The organism is Nonomuraea cavernae (assembly GCF_014646355.1).
Classification (GTDB): Bacteria; Actinomycetota; Actinomycetes; order Streptosporangiales; family Streptosporangiaceae; genus Nonomuraea; species Nonomuraea cavernae.
This window is the reverse complement of the sequence record NZ_BMNH01000001.1, coordinates 116,812-136,835: the sequence shown is the minus strand read 5'-3', so window position 1 is coordinate 136,835 and position 20,024 is coordinate 116,812. Positions and strand designations below refer to the sequence as shown.

Below are 20,024 nucleotides of genomic sequence, written 5' to 3'. Positions count from 1 at the left end.
AAGGAATGACATGCTCAGTTCGCACCTCAGAGGGGAGCAATCTCCCCAGGGGATCCAGGCCGCAGCCGCGGGACGGGTGACGGCTCCGTTGGCGAGCCGGCTCCGGAAGATCCCGCCCTCGGTGTTCGGGCGGATCGCCGCGGTCCAGACCCGCACCGGCGCGATCAACTTCGGGCAGGGATTCCCGGACCAGGAAGGGCCGCCACAGGTCGTCGAAGCCGTGGTCACGGCGCTGCGCTCGGGCCGTAATCAGTACGCCCCGGTACGCGGCGACCAAGCGCTGCGCGAGGCCGTCGCCCGTCATCAGGAGTCCTACTACGCGCTGACGGTCGACCCGGACACCGAGGTCGTGGTCACCACCGGGGCCTCGGAGGCCATCGCGTCGGCGCTGCTCGGGCTGGTCGAACCCGGCGACGAGGTCGTCGTGCTCGAGCCCTACTACGACGCCTACGCAGCCGGTCTCGACATGGTGGGCGCCGTCCGGCGCCCGGTGCTGCTCGCCGCACCGGACTTCAGGCTGGACGAGAAGGCCCTGCGCGCCGCGGTCACCGCCAGAACGAGCGCCATCATCGTCAACAGCCCGCACAATCCAACGGGGAGGACCCTCACCCGTGACGAACTCGACCTCGTCGCCGCGGTCGCCCGGGAGAACGACCTGATCGTCATCACCGACGAGGTCTACGAGCACATCACCTTCGACGGCCGAGCGCACATCCCGCTGGCCACGCTGCCCGGGATGTGGGAGCGCACCCTGACCATCTCGGGGTCGGCCAAGTCGTTCTCGTTCACCGGCTGGAAGGTCGGATGGACGATCGGGCCCGAACCGCTGGTGTCCGCCGTGCTCGCGGCGAAGCAGTGGCTGACCTTCACCACCAACGCGCCCGCGCAGGCGGGCATCGCCGTCGCGCTCACCGAGCACACCGACTACCTCGACGGGCTGGGCGCCGACCTGGCGGCACGGCGGGACCTGCTCTGCGAAGGCCTGGCCGCCGCGGGTCTGCCGGTGTTCGTCCCCGAGGGCACCTACTACACGCTCACCGACGTAGGCGAGCTCGGCTGGGACGACGCACTGCAGTTCTGCCTCGCCCTCCCCGAAAGAGCGGGCGTCATAGCCGTGCCGGTGAACGGTTTCTACGACGACCCGGCCGGCGGCCACATGGTCCGCTGGGCGTTCTGCAAGCACCGCCCCCTCATCGAGGAGGGGATGCGAAGGCTCGGCTCGGCCCGCCTGCGCCGCTAACCCGGGCAGGAGCCACGGAGCGACATCCGGCTCCACGATCGGTCATTCCGAACCACCCCTCTACGAAAGGAATCATGCGGTGTCGGTCGACAGCCGTTCCCGGCAGATGTCGTTGGCGGCCTATGTGATGGTGCCCACGGCACATCACCATGGCGCCTGGCGGCACCACGATGCCGACCTGGGGTTTCTCGACGCGCACTGGTGGATCGAGCTGGCCCGGATCTACGAGAGGGGCCGGTTCGACATGCTCTTCCTCCCTGATCTGCTCGCGATCCCGGACCAGGCAGGCGGCTACGAGGCCACCGTTTCGAAGGGTTCCCAGGGCGCCGTCCAACTGGACCCGCTCGTCACCCTGGCGGCGGTGTGCGCGCACACCACCCACCTCGGCCTGGGCATCACCCGCTCGGTGTCGTTCCACCCGCCGTACGACATCGCGCGGTCCATGGCGACGCTCGACCACCTCAGCGGCGGCCGGGCGGCCTGGAACATCGTCACGACCAGCATGCGGAGCGCCGCCCTCAACTTCGGCCAGCCCCTGCCCGAACGGAACGAGCGATACGACCGCGGTGACGAGGTGATCGAGGCGTGCATCGCGTTGTGGGAGAGCTGGGCCGGCCACGCGCTGGTCGCCGATAAGGAGAGCGGCGTCTTCGCCGATCCCGGGGCCGTGTCCCGACCCGACTACCAGGGGAAGTGGATCTCCGTACGCGGACCGCTCAGCGTGCCACGTTCCCCGCAGGGCCGCCCGGTGCTCATGCAAGCCGGCGCCTCCGAGCGCGGGCGTCGCTTCGCCGCCCGCTGGGGTGAAGTGATCTTCGCTTTGCAGCACTCGCTGCCGGACATGCAGGCCTTCTACCGAGATATCAAGAGCCGGGCTCGGAACGAGGGCCGCGACCCCGACCAGGTCAAGATCCTGACCGGTGTTCAGGTGGTGGTGGCCGAGACAGCCGAGCTCGCCGAAGTGAAGCGGCGTGAGCTGGAGGCCCTGATCGACCCCGTGGCCGGGCTGCTCACGTTGAGTTACCAACTCGGGATCGACCTGTCCGACTTCCCGCTCGACGACATGCTGGAGGCGATCGACGACGTGCCCGGCACGCGAGGCTCGCTCGACGTGGTCCTGCAGGGGACGAAGGCGGAGGGCCTGACCCTTCGGGAGGCGGCTGTCCGGTACGCGACCTCCGAACTCACCCCGCAGATCGTCGGGGACGCCGATCAAGTCGCCGACGAACTGGAGCGCCTCTTCGTCAACGAGGGATGTGACGGCTTCATCGTGACGCCGGGCCCGCTCCCGGCCAGCGCGACCGACTTCGTCGATCTCGTCGTGCCCGTACTGCAGCGACGGGGCCTGTTCCGCACGGAGTACGAGGGCCGCACCCTGCGCCACACCATGGGCCTGTCCCCGCTCTGACCTTGGCCAGGCGGCCGTCCACGAGAACGGAATCCGTTGATGAGCATCGCACCATCCGCTGTCCCGTACCAGCTCTCCACGACGCGGCACCTGACACGGGTCCGGCGCCTCCTGTCCGCCGAGCCGGGGCGGGGCGGACTGTGACCGGGCGGAAGACCCTCGTGTCCGGGAGCAAGCTCCGCTCAGCCGCCCGCGGCCTGCCGACCGGGGTCACGATCGTGATCGGCGGACGCGGGGCCGACGCACACGGGCTGACCGTCAACTCCTTCGCCACGCTGTCACTGGATCCGCCGCTCGTGTCCTTCTGCCTCAAGGAGGGCGCACGGCTGCACCCGCGGATGGCGGAGACCCGGGAGTTCGTGGTGAGCATCCTCGCCGAGGACCAGGCCGGGCTGGCTCTGCGGTTCGCGGACCCATCCCGTCCGGCCGGGTTCGCGGGAGTTGAGACGACCAGCCTGCCGGGCACCGGTGGGCTGGTCGTCGCCGGGGCGGTCGGCTACTTCGAGTGCCGCGTCCGAAGCATGGCTCCCATGGGCGACCACACCCTCATGGTCGGCGAGGTGACCGGGTGCGACATCCTCAGGGATCATCCGCCCTTGCTTTTCGCCGGTGGAAGGCTGCACCGCCTCGGATCTGCCCTTGCCTGACCTCCTGGCGAAGCCGGACCGGGAGACCGGACCGAGCCCCGGCCCTCCTACACCGCGGCCCTCGAACTCGTCCCGTTGAACGGGCTGAGCGCGGCGATGATCTTCTGCTGAACGGCATCGCGCTGGGGATGGTTCAGCTCGTCGAGGGTCCGATGGGCCTTGCGCCACAGGCGTAGGGCCCCTTCGGTGTCGCCGAGCTCGTACCTGAGGTCGCCGTACCGGCTCTGGGTCTCGGCCTGGCGGTAGCGGTGGCCCAGCCGGTCGAGCTTCTCGTCCATGGAGATGACCCGGCGGTAGCACCTGTCCGCCGCGGTCAGGGCTCCGCTGCGCTGGTGGGCCCAGGCAAGACTGTCCCAGGTGTCGGCCTCACCGGTCAGGTTGCCGGATCCGGCATAGAGCTTGAGCGCCTTGCGGCAGGTAGATATGGCCGTGTCGTAGTCACCGAACGACACGCAGAACCAGCCCAGAGCGTTCAGCGCTTCGGCCTGCCCGGCCAGGTTGGCATCCTTGCCGTGCAGGATGAACGCCTGCTCCGAGTGATGCTGACACTCACTCTGACGGTGTCGTCTGCCGTGGAACAGGGTGAGGCGGTAATGGGTCCGGGCCTGTCCGGCGACGTCGCCGAGCTCCTCGAACAGGGTGAGTGCCCGGTCCAGGCCATGCCTGGCGCTGTCGTCGGCGGGGTTGAGCAGGTCGGCCACGCTGCCGAGCTCCAACTGGGAGACCGCCTCGGCGTACAGGTCGCCGAGGGAGCGGGCCGTTTCAGCCGCCCTCCGGGCGGCCCTCCGCCAGTCATGCCAGTGGCCGAGCCGTTCGAGAAGGGGTGAGATCCGTTCGACCAGGCGCCAGCAATACAAGGGGAAGCCGTCGTCCGGAGCGTGGAGCAGCGCCGACATGATGGAGTCCCGATTGGCCTCGAACCAGGCGGCGGCCTCGGCGGGGGTGTGAAACCGGCTGACGCGAATCCGCCGTTGGGCGGTCGGCAGCGGTTTGAAACGGCGCATCGGCATCAACAGGGCTACGGCGCCGTGCACGGAGTGCACGTAGTAGTTGAGCACGCGGTTGCTCGCGAGGCACCGGCCGGTTTCGGTCTCCTCACGGTTCACCACCTCGACCGCGAAGCTACGGATCAGGTCGTGCATGGAGTACTGGCCCGGCCGCACGTTCTCGACGAGATGATTCCGCCTGAGGTCGACGAGGGCCTTGCGGGTGTTCTCCAGGGACATCGCGGTGAGGCTGGCCGCGGCGGCATGGTTGATCTGGTTCCCGTGATGGAGGCCGAGGAGTCGCAACAGTCTGCGTGCGTCATCGGTCAGGTGCCGGTAGGAGCCGTCGAGGAGGGACCGGACACTGGTCACGGTGTCGCCGGTGTCGAACCGGTCGAGCGGGCTCGGGATCGTCTCGAAGATCCCGATGAGCTCAGTGAGGCTCAGCGACGGCTGGATGCGCGCCTTCGAGGCCATGATGCTCGCCGCCAGTGGTATGCGGTCACACATCGCCACGAGCTTGGCCATCGACTCGGGCTCGGCTTCGGTCCGCTGCCGCCCGATGAGCTTCTCGATCAGTTCGATCGTCTCGCCTACTTCGAGAGGACCCAGGCTGACGGAGTGCGCGCCTGTCCGCACCAGGAGGCCGGTCAGCTGGTTGCGGCTGGTGACAATGGTCAGGCAGCCTTGGCTGGCCGGGATCAGGGGGAGCACCTGCTCCGCATCCTGGACGTTGTCGAGGATGAGCAGGACCCGTTTACCCGCGAGCGTGCTGCGGAACAGCGCGGCCTGGTCTGCCAAGCCCGCGGGGATGTGCTCCTTGGGGACCGCGAAGGCGTCGAGCAGGGACCGGAGCGCGGTCTCCAGAGCCATGGAATGGTCAGCGGTCTCGAAGCCGCGGAGATTCAGGAAGAGCTGGCCGTCGGGGAAGAGATCGGCCACCTGGTGTGCCCAGTGCACGGCCAGCGCGGTCTTTCCGATGCCGCCGATGCCGCCGATCACCACGACGGACGCCGCCGTCCGGCCCTCCCGTTGAGTCTCGTTCAGCGCGAGGTTCAGAGTGTGCCGGGCGTCGAGGCGTCCGGTGAAATGGCGGGGCGCGAGGGGAAGCTGGCGGGGGACCAGCGTCGGCGGTGGTTCGATCGTGGGCTGCGGCGCTCCAAGACGGCCGGCGCCGCCGCCGCGGCCTTCATCGACCCGCGGCTCCTCCTGAGCCTTGGGGAACGCCAGGCCGACATCGTCGTTGAGTATCGCCTGGTGCAGGCGTTGCAGTTCCGGTCCGGGCTCGATCCCCAGTTCGCCGACGAGCTGGCGGTGGACCTTCTGGAAAGCGGTGAGCGCGTCGCCTTTACGCCTGCTGCGGTAAAGCGCCGTCATCAACTGGGCCCAGAACCGCTCGCGGAGCGGGTGGGACTCGATCGTGCGCTCCAGCTCCAGCACCGCGTCATGGTGCTGGCCGAATCTGAGCTGCGCCTCGTAATGCAGTTCCAGTGTCCGCAGGTACAACTGCTCGATGTGCGGAAGTTCCCGCTCACGCAGGACGGTGGACGGGACCTCGGTGAACGGCTCGCCGCGCCAGAGTGCGAGGGCCTGCAGCAGCTCGGCCGCGGCGGTCTCCCAGCTGTCCTCCCGGACCGCGGCCCTCGCGTTCGCCGCGTGTCGCTGGAAGAGCAGGAGGTCGATCTCGTGTGTCTCGGCCTTGATCAGATATCCCTGCGGCCGGGTGACGATTCTGGCGCCCAGCTCCTGGCCGAGTGTCTGGCGCAGCCGCATCGTGTAGGTGCGTAGTGCCGCTCTGGCGTTCTCGGGGGGACGGTTGCCCCACAGGACCTCGATAAGGTGGTCCGCGGACAGCGGCTGGTTCGGGTTGACCAGGAGCGCGGCCAGCAGCGCCCGTTGTCGTCCCGAGGTCACGTGAATCGTGCGACCGCCGTCGCTGACGCACAGGGGGCCGAGAAGCCGTGCTTCCATCGTCCTTGTCGAGCCTTCCCGTCGATCGCCCAGATCCAGGCTGCATCCTATGCATAGAGATGATCTTAGTTTCGGTGATCTATAGGCGATATATCCGTGATACGGGCCATATGGCACGTTATGAAACGAGATCATTACTTCTTATGGCAGTCCTGTCACGAAAAGGTGTTGATGACCAGGTGACACCTCGCCGCCGGGTTCCGCCCAGGGCCGGCGCTGATCGGCCCGATCGGCGCCCAGAGAATTCCAGAGAGGAGCCGCCTTGCCCGACGAGGTGTTCGAGCGGTGGATCAGACGCTTCCACCCCGCGCCCGAGGCCCGCGTACGTCTCGTCTGCCTACCGCACGCCGGCGGCGGCGGGTTCTTCTCCCTCTCGGCTGCCCTGGCCCCCTCGATCGAGGTGTGGTCGGTCAAGTACCCCGGCCGTCAGGACCGCAGGCATGAACCGCTCATCCCCGACATCGGGCGCCTGGCCGCCGAGCTCGCCGGCGTGTTGGACGGGCGACTGGAGGGACCGTGGGCTCTGCTGGGCCACAGCATGGGCGCCGTGGTCGCTTTCGAGACCGCCAGGCTCCTGCCGGGAGCGCTCTGCCTGATCGCCTCAGGGAGACGTGCCCCCTCCACGCACCGCGACGAGCGCGTGCACCTGCGCGACGATCAGGGCATCGCCGATGAGCTGCGCTTGCTCAGCGGCACCGATCCGGCGTTCATCGGAGAGCCGGAGCTCTTCCAGATGATCCTGCCGGTCCTGCGCGCCGACTATCGCGCCGTCGAGACCTACGAGGCGGGTCGGGAAGCGGTCGTCGACTGTCCGATCACCGCCTTCGTCGGCGATGACGACCCCAAGACCACGATCGAGGAGGCCCGCGCCTGGCGGCGGCACACCTCCGCGACCTTCGGCCTGCGGATCTTCCCAGGCGGCCACTTCTTCCTCGATGACCGCCGGGCCGAGGTGGCCGCGGCTCTGTCGGGCATCCTGCTTGACCGGCCCGTGAAACGGCCATGACCCGGCCGCTCGCGGTCCTGCGTTGCGGAACGCCAGGCTCGGCTACCCGTTCTCCGGCGCGGTGCGCTTCGTGAACGGCAGCACGAGCCGCGACCGGTGGACGGCGTCGCGATAGATCTTGTGGGTGACGGGGCGACCCACCGGCAGGTGGAACGCGTCCGGCGGCAGCAGCGAGTTGTGCGCGTCGGCCAGCGGCTCGTCGTTGGAGAGCTCCACCAGCAGCCGATGACCGGGGCCGAACGTCGCCGCGAACGGGTAGAGCCGCAGGACGTACTCCTCGATCTTCCCGGGCTCCACCGGCACGGCGCGGGTGTGCGGGTGGTACGGGTCGCCCTCGGTCGTCCGGTCGTCCAGCTCACGGTGCGACGCCTTGAGGAAGCCCGTGGTGATCAGCTGGCGGCTTCCGTTCGGGGCGACGTCCCACAGCCGCAGGATGAAGTTCGTGTCATCCTGGTCGATCTCGGCGAACAGGTGCGCCGCGCCGGAGCCGATGAGCTCCGTGGGCTCCTCGAACGGCTCGGTGCTCCAGCTGATGATCTCCACCTTGTCGGTCACCGTCAGCGGCGCCTGGTAGAAGCCGTCCGGGGCGGCGTGCTCGGCGCCCATCAGCTCGGGCTCCGACGAGAGCTTGCGGCGCGGGCGCAGGTACAGCGGCCGGTACTCGATCTCCTTCGGCGGCCACTGATCGGCGGTGACCACCTCCCGCGAGCCCTCCACGAAGACGCTCACGGCCGGCTCGTCCATGACGCCGTTGTCGACGCCCTTGAGCCAGTACTCGTACCAGCGGAACATCTTGTCGTGCTCCTCGACCCAGGGGCGTGACTGCATCGGCGGGTAGGAGCCGATGTCCAGCCGCTTGGGACCCTTCAGCACGTTGAACAGCTCGATGTGGCCGTCCACGGTCCAGCCGCGACCCTGGTCGATCTGCAGATAGACCGGGATGTCGATGTTCTCGGCCAGCCGGATCGGGTTGCGTTCCTCGTACCACTCCCCGTCGAGGTGGTTCATCACGATGTCGAACCAGAACTCGCGGTTCTTCGGGTACTTCAGCACGTGCACGAGATTCGGCCACGCGGCCACGTCCGGGTCCCGGAGCCGCTCGTCGACGAGTTTCCCGAGCTCCTCCGGGGAGTGGACCTCCCGCATGCGGGACCTGACGTCGGTGTGCGCGATGCCGGAGTCGCCACCGCGTCCCTCGCGGGCGGCCCGTGGCATGAACCACATGACGCCGCCGTGGTAGGTGGTCTCGTAGAAGTCGAAGTGGCCGCCGCTGACGAAGATCGCCTTCAGGTGCGGCGGCCGCTCCGCCGCGGCGAGCACCTGCATCGAGCCGAAGTAGGAGATGCCGATCATGCCGACGTTCCCGTCGCACCACGGCTGCTCGGCGACCCACTCGATGACGTCGTACAGGTCCTGACCTTGGGGAACGCCACCGGCGTTGTAGTTGCCGATCATCACGCCGCCGGAGTCACCGGTGCCGCGCATGTCACCGATGACGTGGACGTAGTCCTCCTTGACGACGCGCGCGATGTCGCCGGCCTCGATGCAGCCGTCCCACATCGGGCTGGGGCGGCGCTGCGGCGGCGTGGTGAGGGCGAGGGCCTGCAGCTCCTTGCCGTACGCGCTCATCGCGATCAGGGCCGGCCGCGGCCTGTCCTCGGTGCCGTGGTAGGCGTCCACGGCGAGGGTGACCCCGTCGCGCATCGGCACCCGCAGGTCCTTGCGGACGGCGATCGTCTGCTCGCCCGCCTGGATCGTCTGGAAGTCGGCCATCAGTGCGAATCCTCTGTCACGTTCTGGTTGAAGTGTGTGCGGTAGCCGTGCATCGAGGTGAAGAACGGCGACGGCTCGAGCGTGGGATCGCCGGTGTAGCCGAGCCTCTCGGCCACGGAGGCGAACGGTGAGTACGGCGAGTCCGTCTCCCGCAGGCCGTCCGCAAGGCAGCGGCAGGCCGCTTCGCCGACCTCGGCCTCGATGGCCAGGCTCTCCTGGAGTGCCTCCCGAGCCTGGGCGGCGTCGAGCTCGACCCCGTACGGCGTGCCGTCCGCGCGGCGGTAGGGGTGCCCGAGGTACAGGTGCCGCGGACGGACCTCGTCGCGCAGGTGGCGCAGGCCGGCCCGGTAGGCGACCGGATCCAGGTAACCGGGGAAGCCGTTGGCGGCCCCGTGGACCTGGACGGCGTCGCCGACGAACACGGATCGCGGGCCGTCGATCACGTAGGCCACCGAGCCGGGCGTGTGGCCCGGCACCGAGTGGACGGAGACGGTCACGTCACCACCGAGCGAGAGGGTCTCGCCGCCGTTGAGCAGCATGGTCGGTTCCATCTCGCCGGAGATGACCGCATCGGCGGCGGCCGTCACCTTCGCCGCGCCCTCCGGGTCGTTCAGGTACCGCCCCCGGCCGTGGAGGTAGTCGTCCACGTGCGCCCGGCGCGAGCGCAGCATCGGGGCGTCGGCCTCGTGGATGACCACCCGCGCCCGCCGTCCGGTGAGCTCCCACAGGGCGTGGGCGCCGCCGACGTGGTCGATGTGGCCGTGGGTCAGCAGGATCCAGCGCACGTCCTCGATGCGGCGCCCGAGGGCCGCGAGCGCGGGGGCCATGCCCTCGGCGGGCGAGGAGGCGATCCCGGTGTCGACGACGGCCGGCTCGGGGGCGTCGATGAAGAAGCTGTACAGACCGAACCGGCCCCACGGCGAGACCAGGGGATGAACGTTCACCCGCGTCATGACTCGCGCCCCAGGAAGGCGGCCGTCTCCTCGAAGACCCGGTGGTAGGCCGGGATCCAGGAGAAGTTCTGCACGAATCCGTGGTTGGCGCCCGGGTAGCGACTCACCGTGGCGTCGACTCCGGCCTCCTTGAGGCGCCGGCCGTAGAGTTCGCCCTCATCGCGCAGCGGGTCGCACTCCGCGGTCACGATCAGCGCGGGCGGCAGCCCGGTGAGGTCGGCCCGCTTGATCGGAGAGACCCGCGGATCGGCGGGGTCGGCGCCGCCGTCGAGATAGAAGGCGTTGAACGGCTTCAGTCCCGCCGTCTCCAGGCCGTAGCCGACGGCGTTCTCGCGCAGCGAGGCGTAGCGGTCGACGTCGAAGTCGAGATCGAGCGAGGGGTAGAAGAGGATCTGATGGGTGATCCGGTCGAAGCCCTCGTCGTGCGCCATCGCGGCGACGGCCGCGACGAACGTGCCCCCGGAGCTGTCACCGGCGATGGCCAGCGTCGTGCCGTCCCAGCCCAGGGTCTCGCCGTTCTCGGCGGCCCATCGGACCGCGGCGTAGCAGTCCTCGAGACCGGCCGGGAAGGCGTGCTCGGGCGCCAGCCGGTAGCCGACGGAGACGACCTTGAGCCCGGTCTCCTTGGCCAGGGCGCGCGCGACGTGGTCGTGTGTCTCCAGGCTGCCGAGGAAGAACGCGCCGCCGTGGAAGTAGACCAGTACGCCGTACGCGTCGGCCTCGACCGGCGTGTAGACCCGGACCGGGACCTCGCCGGCGGCGGTCCGTGCGGTGAGGTCCTCGACGGAGTGGAGCGGCAGGCGGGCGGACACGGGCGGCACCGCGGCCTCCTCGCCGGCGCGCATCGCCTCCGGGTTCGGCGGACCGGGAGGCGGCGCCGGCAGATCGGCGAGGACCCGGGCGATGTCGGGGTGCAGTGGCATGGCGTCAGACCTCCGGCTTCTGGGAGGCGGGCTGCGGGGAGGCGGGCTTCTGGGAGGCGGGCTTCTGGGACGCGGGCTTCTGGGACGCGGGCTTCTGCGAGGCGGGCTTCTGGCCCGGGAAGACGTCGCTGATCTCGTCCTCGGTCCAGCCCTGGCGCGAGATCCGCTGCAGCTCGTCGGTCACCGGCTTGCGGGTGGCCTGGTAGCGCGCCAGCGCCTCCTTGACGGAGCCGGCCTCCCTGAGGGCGTCGGCGAGGCCGCCGGCGTCCAGGATCGCCGAGTTGGCGCCCTGACCCTGGTGGTGCAGCATCGAGTGGGCCGCGTCGCCCACGAGGACGACGGAGTCCGAGTGCCACGTGTCGACCGGGTCGATGTCGTAGACCGCGCGGCAGTTGACGGCGTCCATGTCGAGGCCGCGGGTGATGCTCACGATCCGCTCGTCGAACCCCTCGACGGTCTTCAGCAGGTCGTCCTTGGTGACCTTCGGCGCCCAGGTGCTGTCCGGGCACAGGGCGGTGATGTCGAACGAGACCTGGCCGCGGTGGCGCAGCGGCAGGAAGTAGATCTTCGTGCCCCGGCCGATGTACATCCGGAGGTTGTCGTCGACGGCCATCCCGAGGGCGTCGTCCACGGAGATCACGGCGCGGTAGGCGTGCTCGCCGGAGAACACCGGCTGGTTGTCGCCGAACAGCTGAGCCCGCACGACCGACTTGATGCCGTCGGCGCCGACCACCAGGTCGGCGGTGACCGACTCGCCGTTGGTGAAGGTCAGCGTCGCCTTGTCACCCACGTCCTTGACACTCTCCAGCTTGTGACCGAGGTGCACCATGCCGTCGGGGAGCACGCCCAGGAGAGCCTCGATGAAGTCACAGCGGTGGATGAGGTGGGTCTTCTGGCCGAAGGTGTCGATCTCCGGCCACGCCTCCTTCATGATCGGGTCGGCGGTGGGCGTGAGGATCTCGAAGTAGTCGCTCGGCGAGCTCACCTTCGCGATCGCGTCGAAGATGCCCCACTGGCCGAACTGGTCCATGGTGGACGGCCGCAGGCCGATGCCGGCGCCGACCTCGCGGGTCCGGCTCGCCTGCTCGTAGACGTTGACGGTGGCGCCGAGGAGGCTCAGGGCCTTGGCCGCGGCGGCTCCGGCGTACCCCGCGCCGACGATGGCGATGTTCAGGTTCTTCAGGTCTGAGGTGTTCATGCTTTGTGTCCTTGCTGGATCGTCAGGAAGTCGGCGGGGTTGTCGACGAAGATCGTCTTGATCGTGGCCTCGTCGAGACCGGCGGCACGGAGGTCCGGGATGAGGTCCTCGAAGAGGTAGTTGACGGTGTGGCCCTTCACGCCCGGCCAGCCCAGCGGGCTGCAGTTGGCGTCGGCCGAGGCGAGCACCTTGCCCAGGTGTCCCTGACCGATGAACCGGAGGAAGTGGTCCAGCCGCTCCTTGCGCGGACGGGCCCAGAACGGCGGGTCCTCGAGCTCGGTCTCGTAGCCGAAGGTGTCGAACCCGATCCGGCCGCCCTGCTCCGCGATCCAGGTGTCACGGGTCTTGTCGGCGTTCACGCCGTCGTCGACGTGCCCGAACAGGACGCGGTCGAGCGGGAGCCCCTCCGCGTCGAAGACGGCGATCGCGTTCTCGGCGTCGATCGCGAGGTGGGTCAGGACGGGCACGCCGGTGATGAGGGCGGCGCGGGCGGCGGCGCGGTAGATGCGCTTGTCCAGGTCCGTCATCCGGCCGCCACGGCTCACGCCGACCTTGATGATGCCCGCGCGTCCGCCGGTGTCGCCGATGCCGACGGTGATCTCGTGGATGAAGTGCTGGGCCAGGTATTCCACACTCGCCCGGGCGAAGAACGGCAGCGCGGTGTCGCCGCCGACGAAGCCGGTGCTCGCCACGATGTGCACGCCGGTCTTCGCGGACAGCGATCTGTAGTAGTCGACGTCCCGGCCGTTGCAGATGCCGGTCGCGTCGACGAACGTGCCGCCGCCGTACTCATGGAACCGGCGCAGCTTCGGGACGGTCTCCTCGTATCGCTGCTCGGGGGTCTTCCACCACTTCGTGTCCAGCTCGGAGCCCGGCATGCCGTACCCGATGTGCTCGTGGACGGCCACCAGACCCAGCTCTTCGGCCGGGATCGGCCCCAGGACGGTATTCACTCTCGACACAACACTCACCCTTCAGCGGAGAACTTGACGATCTCGGGCCGCGCTCAGCGCACCGACAGCAGGTCGCGCGGGTTGTCGACGAGGATCCGCTGGACGTCCGCGTCGCTGAGGCCCTGTGCCTTGAGGAGGGGGACGAACGCGGTCAGGACGTAGCTGTAGGGCAGGTCGTTGGCCGGGTGGCCCTTGGCGACGCCGGTCGCGCCGCTCGAGAGCAGGATCCGGTCGCCGTGACCGGCCTCGACCAGCTCGGCGACCAGGGCGGCGCGCTCGGTGTCGGTGACGTGGGCGTCGTCCTCGGTACCGACATGGTCGAGGGCGACGTAGGCGCCACGGGCCGCGACCTCGAACGGCGCGCCGGCCGCGACGGCGTCCTCGCGGTCGAGCCCGCCGACGACGACGCGGTCGGCCGGCAGCTTCTCGTCCAGGACGATCTCGAGGTCGCGTACGGCGTCGTCGCCGTAGCGGATGGACACCGGGACACCGGTGGTCAGGGCGGCGCGGGCCGCGCCGCGGAACAGGCTCTCGTCGGTCGCGGTCATGCCCGCGAGGGTCGCGGCGGTGGCCACGAGGCCCGCGGCGCCCCGCCGCTCGACGCGGGGGACCACCATGCCCTCGGTGACCTCCTTGGCGAAGAGGTCGGCGAACTTCTCGGCCGGCCACGGCGTCGGCGGGTTGGTCTGCGGCGTCAGGAAGTAGCCGCCGAGCATCTCCTCGGGGCCCTGGCCGGTCGACGCGACGATGTGCACGCCGGTCGTGCGCGAGAGGGTCTCGTACAGCCGCACGTCGCGCCCGTGGAACATGCCGGTGCTGTCGACGATCGTCCCGCCGCCGTGCCCGCGGAAGTCCCGCAGCTTGTCGGCCAGGGTCTCGAAGATCTCGGCACGGTCGATGGTGACGTCGAACGCGTACTCCGCTCCCGGAACCACCGACAGCAGAGCCTCGTGAACCGCGACGACCCCCAGCTTCCGCGCGGGAACGGGGCCTAGGACGGTGTTGACGACGCTGTCGGTGGTGTTCTCGGCAGTCTGGGCACCCATCGCTGCCCCTCCTTTCGGTGTCGGCGAGTGATCGCGGTCACGCCACTCTGGAAGCGTGTCATTTAGGTTTACGCCACGTCAAGAGAATGTCCTGCACGTAAATTCAATTTTATACGCGTACGAGAGGGTCACTCGGCGGGGGCGAACTCCTCGTCGCTCAGCGGCTCCTCGGCGTCGGCGCGCTTCACGCCGAAGAGCCCGAACAGCGTCAGGGCCGCGGCAGCGGCGGCGCAGAGGCCGGCGACCAGGAACCCGAGGCTGTAGGCGCTGCCCAACGACTCGAACGCGAGCAGGCGAAGGCTCTCCGGCATCGGCACCGGCGGCAGGTCAGGACCGGCGCCGGGCACGACCGGCATCGAGTTGATCGCCAAGGCGCCACTGCCTTGCGCGATGCCCCCGGCGATGTCGGTGTAGGGCGGCTGGAGCCCGGACTGGCCGAGCGCCCCGCCGAAGCCGGCGCTCAGGTCACCGTTCGCCCGGCTGACCGCGAACGCGGCGATGAGCACCGGACCGAGCGCGAAGCCGAAGTCGCGGAGCAGGTTGGTGGTGGCACTGGCCATGCCGGCCAGCCGCAGCGGAACGGTGTTGATGGCGACGGCCGTGATCGAGCCGACGGTGAGCGCGAAGCCGACGCCGAGGGCCAGCATCGGGCCGAAGAACCGGGTCCAGTCCAGGTCGTGCACGTCGAACGTCGAGCACCAGAGGCCGCTGACGGAGATCAGGGCGAAACCGACGGTGAGCACCCAGCGAGGTGAGAAGTTCCGGATCAGGTGGGAGACGGCCGGCACCAGCACGAAGGCCGGACCCTGGATGAACAGGAACAGCACGCCGATCTTCAGAGCGCTCTGGTGCTGGATCGCGCCGAGCCAGATGCTCATCGAGTAGCAGGTCGCGAGGAACGCGAACATGCCGACCACCGTGGCGATCGCGACGATCGCGTAGGAACGGTTGGCGAAGATGTTGAGGTGCAGCAGCGGGACGTCGGTCCGCAACTCGATGACGACGAAGGCGGCGAGGAGCGCGAGGCCCGCGACGAAGGCGCCGATGATCTCGGGCCGGGCGAAGCCGGCCTCGGAGCCCTGGGTGGCGGCGAACAGGATGGCGATCAGGCCGAGAGCCAGCGTGACCTGGCCAGGGATGTCCAGCTTGCGCCCCTCCGGCGCCGAGGAGTCGGCGGCGAACTGGGTGATGATGATCGAGACGACCGCCGCCATGATCACCACGAGGTACGACGTCCGCCAGTCGCCCTCCGCGGCCAGCCACCCGCCCATCAGCGGGGAGATCGCCGCGCCGATCGACAGGAAACCGGCCCAGACCGCGATGGCCTTGGAGCGGGCCTCCTGCGACGGGCTGACCGCGGCCAGCATGGCGAGCGAGATCGGGTAGAGGATCGCGGCTCCGAGGCCCGCGACGACCTGCCCGATCCACAACATGTGGACCGTCTCGGCGAGGCAGCTGACGAGCGAGCCGGCGACCGTCAGCAGAGCACCCGCCTGCAGCAGTCGCTTGCGACCGAACAGGTCACCGATCACGCCGGTGGTCAGCTCGAAGACGACCATGGGGATGGCGAAGGCGGCCGTGACCCAGGTCAGCTCGGCGCCGGTGGTCTGGAACTCCTGTTGGAACGTGCCATTGAGCGCGCCGGGCAGCGAGTACGCCACTTGGGCGAGGAGTACGGCGAAGCAGCCGGCGACCACCGTGGCGGTGTAGCCCTGCTTGCGCGCAGCGGTCTGCGTCATTGCGATTTCTTCCTTGTCGATAGGCCGGACCGTCGATTCCGGCCGCTCGGGATCGGCCACCCGATGTGAGCGCAATCACCTGCTGGGTGTGCAAGGTGCCATATGATTTAACACAGCGTCAATAGTTTGAGCAGCACGTATTCAGCACGATCAGCGAGAGCGGAGTGCGGCCGCGGTGCCCTATGCTGGCCGGCATGGCGACGCTTCGTGCGGCACAGAAGGAGATGACGCGCAAGCTCCTGCTCGACGCCGGCCTGGACCTGTTCGGGTCGAAGGGCTACGCGACGACGACGGTCGACGACATCGCGTCAGCGGCGGGGACGACGCGGGTGACCTTCTACGCGTACTTCCCCTCCAAGGTCGATCTGATGAAGGCCCTCGTCTCGGAGCGGCTCAACCCCGCGCTCGACCGGCTCCCCTCCGCCGAGCACGGGTCGACCGAGCGTGAGCTGGTCGCCGTGGTCGAGGACGGCTCGCGCGAGCGCGTCCGCGCGTGGCTCGCGTCGACCTCCGAACGATGGGATGTGATCCGTCCCTACACCAAGGCCGCCTTCGAGGCCGCGGCCGTTGACCCCGAGATCCGCACGCTCCTCGACGAGTGGCTGAACGAGGCCATCGGTGACATCAAGGAGGGGCTCGACCGCGCCGACCGGTTCCCGGTCGGCACCCGCCACTTCCGCGGCGTCATCGCCATCACCGAGCTGGACCACGTCGCCCGCCACTGGAAGCCGGGGACCTGGGGCGTCGACCGCGACGAGATGCTGGACGTCCTCACCGAGAGCTGGATCGGCTCGATCGGGCGTCAGTGAGCGCCAAGCCGCGTCCACCCCACGGCGAGCGCCCCCGATCCTCCCGGCGCGCCCTGGTGAGGCTGGTGGTCGTGACGCTCTTGCTGGGCATCGCACTTGGCGCGGCTCACCTCGAACGAATACGCCCGCGTGCTTCCCGATGTCGAGCGGACGGCGCAGTTTAGGCCCAGAAAAAAAGTGACGCTATCGTCGGCAATATCCGAATGCCTACCGCCGCGATGGCCAGGCCGAACAGGATGGCGACCTTCCTCCCGCAGAGCAGGGCGACCACGAAGCCGGTCGGAGGGGCGCCCATCCACAGCAACCCCACCAGCGATGTCGGCATGCCGATCACCTCATGCAAATAGAGGTAGCCGATGTCCGTGGTCAAGAAGTTGTACAGGTCCAGCGTGGTAGCGAGCCATATGATCGCCAGCACGAGCAGAGTGCCTGATACCGGCCGTCCACCTTGGGGGTCACGGTGGGCATTATCCACGCCGCCTAGCTCGCCGGCGTGTTGGCCGCGCGGCCCAAGCCCACGATCGAGGAGCCCCGCGACTGGCGGCGGCGCACCTCCGCCGCCTTCGGCCTGCGGGTCTTCCCCGGCGGCCGCCCTGGCATCGGGCCCGGCGCGCAGCTGCCAGACGACCGCCCGGGACAGGATCTTCGGCGGACAGCTTCAGGGTCTGATCACATGATTCCGGCGGCAGCCGTGTCCATGCGGCGGCCAGCGGGTCGAAGCCGCCTGGACAGACCGGTGAGGATCACCAGCACGCCCAGCACCGCCACCTCACCCAACTGGCAGCCGGTGACCAGGTGGGAGACGATGGCGCCCGGGCAGTGAGCGAGCACGCGATGACCTACACCAGGCACGCCCGCTACGCCCGTCCCGCACAGGTGGACGGGGACCCGGGGCTGGCCTTCGTCGTGGGGGGACGGCTCGTGGGGGCGCTCGGCTTCACGTTCACCGACGACAAGATCATGGAAATGGAAGGGATCTTCGATCCGGAACGCCTGCGGCGGGTCGTACCGGAAGGAGCAGCAGGGTGACGCCGGTGGCGGGGCGGGCCCGCGGATCGGCGCCGGAGAGCGACCTGGACACGTCAGCAAGGCTTACGTACGATTCGAGAACGCCGGGGGGCCACGTCGCTGCATGTCCAGGGGGGCATCTGTGCGTGAGGGGGAAAAGCGGAGCAGGGCCGAGGTCTGCATCCGCCGGGCCGAACACGCCCTCCATGAGGAGGGCAACCTGCGTACCAGCCGTCGCTGGTTCGAGGAGGCACACCAGGAGGCCGAGCGCTGGGGCGACACCGCGGCACAGGCCAGGGCGGCGCTGGGCCTGGGCGGGATCTGGCTGAACGAGCATCGCACCACCGCCGAGTCGGTGATGATCAGCACTCGCCAGCAGCAGGCCCTGGCCGCCATCACCCCCGGCTCTGCCCTCGCCGTACGGCTGCGCGTGCGATTGGCCGCCGAGCGGGACAACCTCATCGGCGAGCACGCCTCGGTCCTGCGGACGCTGGCCCACGCCAGGGCCACCGGCGATCCGGTGGCCCTGGCCGAGGCGCTGAGCCTGTCCCACCACTGCTTGATGAGCCCCGAACACCAGGACCTCAGGTTCGAGCTGGCCCGGGAACTGATCGGCCTGGCCAGCCGGACCGAACGCCGGGGCGACCTGCTCATGGGGCTGCTGTGGTGGACGGTCGACCTGTTCCTGGCCGCCGATCCGCACGCCGAGCGATCTCTGGGCGAGTTACGCGACCGGCTGGCCGCCTGGGACCATCCCGCGATCGGGTTCGTCATCGACGCGATCGAGGTCATGCTGCTCATCAGGGCGGGCCGGTTCGAGCAGGCCGAGCGGGCGGCGGCGGCCTGCTCGGAGCGCGGCACGGCCGCGGGTGATGTCAACGCCGTCGGCTGGTACGGTGCGCAGCTGGTGACGATCCGCTGGTATCAGGGACGCGTCGCCGAACTGCTCCCGCTGCTGTCGGACCTGGTGAACTCCTCGGCACTGTGCCACGCGGACTACGCCTACTTCCCCGCGCTGGCGGTGGCCGCCGCCGAGGCGGGAGACCGGCGCCTGGCCGAGACGATGGTGGGCCGGCTGCGCGACATCACGCTCCCACCGGCGAAGAACTGGCTGGCGGCGATGTACGGGCTGGTGGAGGCAGCCCACCTGCTGGACGACGAGGCTCTGGCCGCGCGGGCCTACGACCTGCTCAAGCCCTACGCCCGGCTGCCGATGATCGCCAGCCGCGGAGCGGCCTGTTTCGGCTCCGCCCACCAGTCTCTCGGGCTGGCCGCGCTGACGGTGGGCCAGGTGGAGCGCGCCGTCGAGCACTTCGGCGAGGCGTTGCGGGCCAACCAAGCGCTCGGCCACTGGCCTGCGGCGGCGCTGAGCCGCTGGCGGCTCGGCCATGCGCTGGTCCGGATGGGCGGGCCCCGCGATGAGCTGGTGATGGCGGAGAAGGAGGCGGCGGAGCTGGGCATGGCGCTCCCCGAGGTGCGAGGCCCGCAGGCGCGTGCCGCCGGGCCGTCGGTGGCGGTGTGCTCGAACGGCGGGCGCTGGTGGCGGGTCGAGCTGGCCGGCCGGACCGCGCTGGTCAAGCCGAGCGTGGGCATGCGCCACCTTGCCATGCTGATCGCCAACCCCAGACGGGAGATCCGCGCCATCGACCTCGTCGCCGGCGGGGAGGACACGTCGGCCCAGCGGGCCCACTCCGCACAACCAGTCCTGGACGAGCACGCGGAACGCACCTACGTGGCGCGGATGACCCAGCTCGAAGAGGAGATCGGAGAGTTGGAGGCCGCCAACGACCTGGAGCGCGCCGCGGCGCTGCGGGCCGAGCGTGACTGGCTGGTCTCTGAGCTGACCGCGAGCACCGGGCTGGGCGGCCGGGTGCGGCACTTCACCGATGACCAGGAACGGGCCAGGATCGCGGTGAGCAAGGCCATCCGGCGGGCGCTGACGCATATCGCCGAGGTCGACGATGTGATCGGCGCGGAGCTGCGCGCCACCGTGCGGACGGGTCTCCGCTGCTCCTACCTGCCTCGTTGATCACGGGGCCGGTCATGCCGGTGGTCTTCAGCGGGGCGGCTCGCTCGTCGCTCCCTGACCGAGGACATGCTTGATTTCGTCATCTGTCAGATCAGGATCGCGGCATTGTCAGACAGTGGCGCTTTTCTACCTCAGTGCACAAGCTTTGGTTATCTATAAACATCTGAGGTATGCCTGGTGGTCCCACGGCCGCATGTGCTAAAGGTCCTCCTGGTGGAGGTAGGCGATCACATGTATTGCGTTTGGGTCACATGCATATCGCCAACCTTGACGCTCCTGAATACATCTGAGGAATATAGGTCGCACCGTCGCCCCTCAGCTGGAGATAGCTCATG

The 20,024-nt window shown here is 69.2% G+C and carries 17 protein-coding genes; 7 read left to right on the top strand and 10 right to left on the bottom strand.

Annotation, left to right across the window (positions count from 1 at the left end; translation table 11 throughout):
- The first annotated feature begins 10 nt into the window (after positions 1-10).
- The 3 genes from IEY82_RS00710 (at position 11) to IEY82_RS00700 (ending at position 3,295) form a co-directional block, all read left to right on the top strand.
- A complete protein-coding gene (locus IEY82_RS00710) occupies positions 11-1,240 on the top strand; it encodes an aminotransferase class I/II-fold pyridoxal phosphate-dependent enzyme (RefSeq protein ID WP_189121963.1) in 1,230 nt (409 codons plus the stop codon).
- Positions 1,241-1,319: 79 nt separating this feature from the next.
- The gene (locus IEY82_RS00705) at positions 1,320-2,648 is read left to right on the top strand and encodes an LLM class flavin-dependent oxidoreductase (protein WP_225261914.1); all 1,329 of its coding nucleotides are present in this window, start codon (positions 1,320-1,322) and stop codon (positions 2,646-2,648) included.
- A gap of 161 nt (positions 2,649-2,809) precedes the next feature.
- Entirely contained in the window at positions 2,810-3,295 is a 486-nt protein-coding gene (locus IEY82_RS00700; RefSeq protein WP_189121962.1) for a flavin reductase family protein, read from the top strand.
- A 47-nt stretch (positions 3,296-3,342) separates the two neighbouring features.
- Here the strand turns inward: IEY82_RS00700 and IEY82_RS00695 are convergent, their stop codons facing one another.
- On the bottom strand, positions 3,343-6,252 hold the full coding sequence (locus IEY82_RS00695) for an AfsR/SARP family transcriptional regulator (RefSeq protein WP_189121961.1): 2,910 nt from the start codon (positions 6,250-6,252) through the stop codon (positions 3,343-3,345).
- Positions 6,253-6,514: 262 nt separating this feature from the next.
- On the opposite strand from IEY82_RS00695, the gene IEY82_RS00690 reads away from it, so the two are divergent.
- Positions 6,515-7,258: a thioesterase II family protein gene (locus IEY82_RS00690; RefSeq protein WP_225261912.1), complete on the top strand. Its 744-nt coding sequence runs from the start codon at positions 6,515-6,517 to the stop codon at positions 7,256-7,258.
- Positions 7,259-7,300: 42 nt separating this feature from the next.
- On the opposite strand, the gene IEY82_RS00685 is transcribed toward IEY82_RS00690, so the two are convergent.
- From IEY82_RS00685 to IEY82_RS00655, 7 genes are all read right to left on the bottom strand, one after another.
- Positions 7,301-9,031: a CocE/NonD family hydrolase gene (locus IEY82_RS00685; RefSeq protein ID WP_189121960.1), complete on the bottom strand. Its 1,731-nt coding sequence runs from the start codon at positions 9,029-9,031 to the stop codon at positions 7,301-7,303.
- Positions 9,031-9,984, bottom strand: coding sequence for an MBL fold metallo-hydrolase (locus IEY82_RS00680; protein ID WP_189121959.1), 954 nt, complete (start codon positions 9,982-9,984; stop codon positions 9,031-9,033). Before IEY82_RS00680 ends, IEY82_RS00685 begins: the two co-directional genes overlap by 1 nt.
- Complete coding sequence (locus tag IEY82_RS00675) at positions 9,981-10,907, bottom strand: alpha/beta hydrolase (protein WP_189121958.1); 927 nt, start codon at positions 10,905-10,907, stop codon at positions 9,981-9,983. Before IEY82_RS00675 ends, IEY82_RS00680 begins: the two co-directional genes overlap by 4 nt.
- A gap of 4 nt (positions 10,908-10,911) precedes the next feature.
- Positions 10,912-12,105 carry an FAD-dependent oxidoreductase gene (locus IEY82_RS00670; RefSeq protein WP_189121957.1) on the bottom strand — a complete coding sequence of 398 codons (1,194 nt, stop codon included), beginning with the start codon at positions 12,103-12,105 and terminating at the stop codon, positions 10,912-10,914.
- Complete coding sequence (locus tag IEY82_RS00665) at positions 12,102-13,067, bottom strand: phosphotriesterase family protein (protein ID WP_189121956.1); 966 nt, start codon at positions 13,065-13,067, stop codon at positions 12,102-12,104. The genes IEY82_RS00670 and IEY82_RS00665 overlap by 4 nt, the downstream gene beginning before the upstream one ends.
- A gap of 44 nt (positions 13,068-13,111) precedes the next feature.
- Positions 13,112-14,104, bottom strand: coding sequence for a phosphotriesterase family protein (locus tag IEY82_RS00660; RefSeq protein WP_189121955.1), 993 nt, complete (start codon positions 14,102-14,104; stop codon positions 13,112-13,114).
- Between the two features lie 128 nt (positions 14,105-14,232).
- Positions 14,233-15,843 carry an MFS transporter gene (locus IEY82_RS00655; RefSeq protein WP_189121954.1) on the bottom strand — a complete coding sequence of 537 codons (1,611 nt, stop codon included), beginning with the start codon at positions 15,841-15,843 and terminating at the stop codon, positions 14,233-14,235.
- Between the two features lie 194 nt (positions 15,844-16,037).
- Between IEY82_RS00655 and IEY82_RS00650 the strand changes: the two genes are divergently transcribed.
- On the top strand, positions 16,038-16,652 hold the full coding sequence (locus tag IEY82_RS00650) for a TetR/AcrR family transcriptional regulator (RefSeq protein WP_189121953.1): 615 nt from the start codon (positions 16,038-16,040) through the stop codon (positions 16,650-16,652).
- Between the two features lie 160 nt (positions 16,653-16,812).
- Here IEY82_RS00650 and IEY82_RS00645 read toward each other — a convergent pair whose 3' ends face one another.
- The gene (locus IEY82_RS00645; RefSeq protein ID WP_189121952.1) at positions 16,813-17,070 is read right to left on the bottom strand and encodes a hypothetical protein; all 258 of its coding nucleotides are present in this window, start codon (positions 17,068-17,070) and stop codon (positions 16,813-16,815) included.
- A 251-nt stretch (positions 17,071-17,321) separates the two neighbouring features.
- The gene (locus IEY82_RS00640; protein ID WP_189121951.1) at positions 17,322-17,483 is read right to left on the bottom strand and encodes a hypothetical protein; all 162 of its coding nucleotides are present in this window, start codon (positions 17,481-17,483) and stop codon (positions 17,322-17,324) included.
- A gap of 3 nt (positions 17,484-17,486) precedes the next feature.
- On the opposite strand from IEY82_RS00640, the gene IEY82_RS00635 reads away from it, so the two are divergent.
- Positions 17,487-17,681, top strand: a complete 195-nt coding sequence (locus tag IEY82_RS00635) for a hypothetical protein (RefSeq protein WP_189121950.1) — start codon at positions 17,487-17,489, stop codon at positions 17,679-17,681.
- Positions 17,682-17,802: 121 nt separating this feature from the next.
- A complete protein-coding gene (locus tag IEY82_RS00630; protein WP_225261909.1) occupies positions 17,803-19,689 on the top strand; it encodes a hypothetical protein in 1,887 nt (628 codons plus the stop codon).
- Positions 19,690-20,024 lie beyond the last annotated feature (335 nt).

Coding starts and splice junctions, on each gene's coding strand:
- IEY82_RS00710 (WP_189121963.1), top strand. CDS start 11: ATGCTCAGTTCGCACCTCAGAGGGGAGCAATCTCCCCAGGGGATCCAG.
- IEY82_RS00695 (WP_189121961.1), bottom strand. CDS start 6,252: ATGGAAGCACGGCTTCTCGGCCCCCTGTGCGTCAGCGACGGCGGTCGC.
- IEY82_RS00685 (WP_189121960.1), bottom strand. CDS start 9,031: ATGGCCGACTTCCAGACGATCCAGGCGGGCGAGCAGACGATCGCCGTC.
- IEY82_RS00680 (WP_189121959.1), bottom strand. CDS start 9,984: ATGACGCGGGTGAACGTTCATCCCCTGGTCTCGCCGTGGGGCCGGTTC.
- IEY82_RS00675 (WP_189121958.1), bottom strand. CDS start 10,907: ATGCCACTGCACCCCGACATCGCCCGGGTCCTCGCCGATCTGCCGGCG.
- IEY82_RS00670 (WP_189121957.1), bottom strand. CDS start 12,105: ATGAACACCTCAGACCTGAAGAACCTGAACATCGCCATCGTCGGCGCG.
- IEY82_RS00660 (WP_189121955.1), bottom strand. CDS start 14,104: ATGGGTGCCCAGACTGCCGAGAACACCACCGACAGCGTCGTCAACACC.
- IEY82_RS00655 (WP_189121954.1), bottom strand. CDS start 15,843: ATGACGCAGACCGCTGCGCGCAAGCAGGGCTACACCGCCACGGTGGTC.
- IEY82_RS00650 (WP_189121953.1), top strand. CDS start 16,038: ATGGCGACGCTTCGTGCGGCACAGAAGGAGATGACGCGCAAGCTCCTG.
- IEY82_RS00635 (WP_189121950.1), top strand. CDS start 17,487: ATGACCTACACCAGGCACGCCCGCTACGCCCGTCCCGCACAGGTGGAC.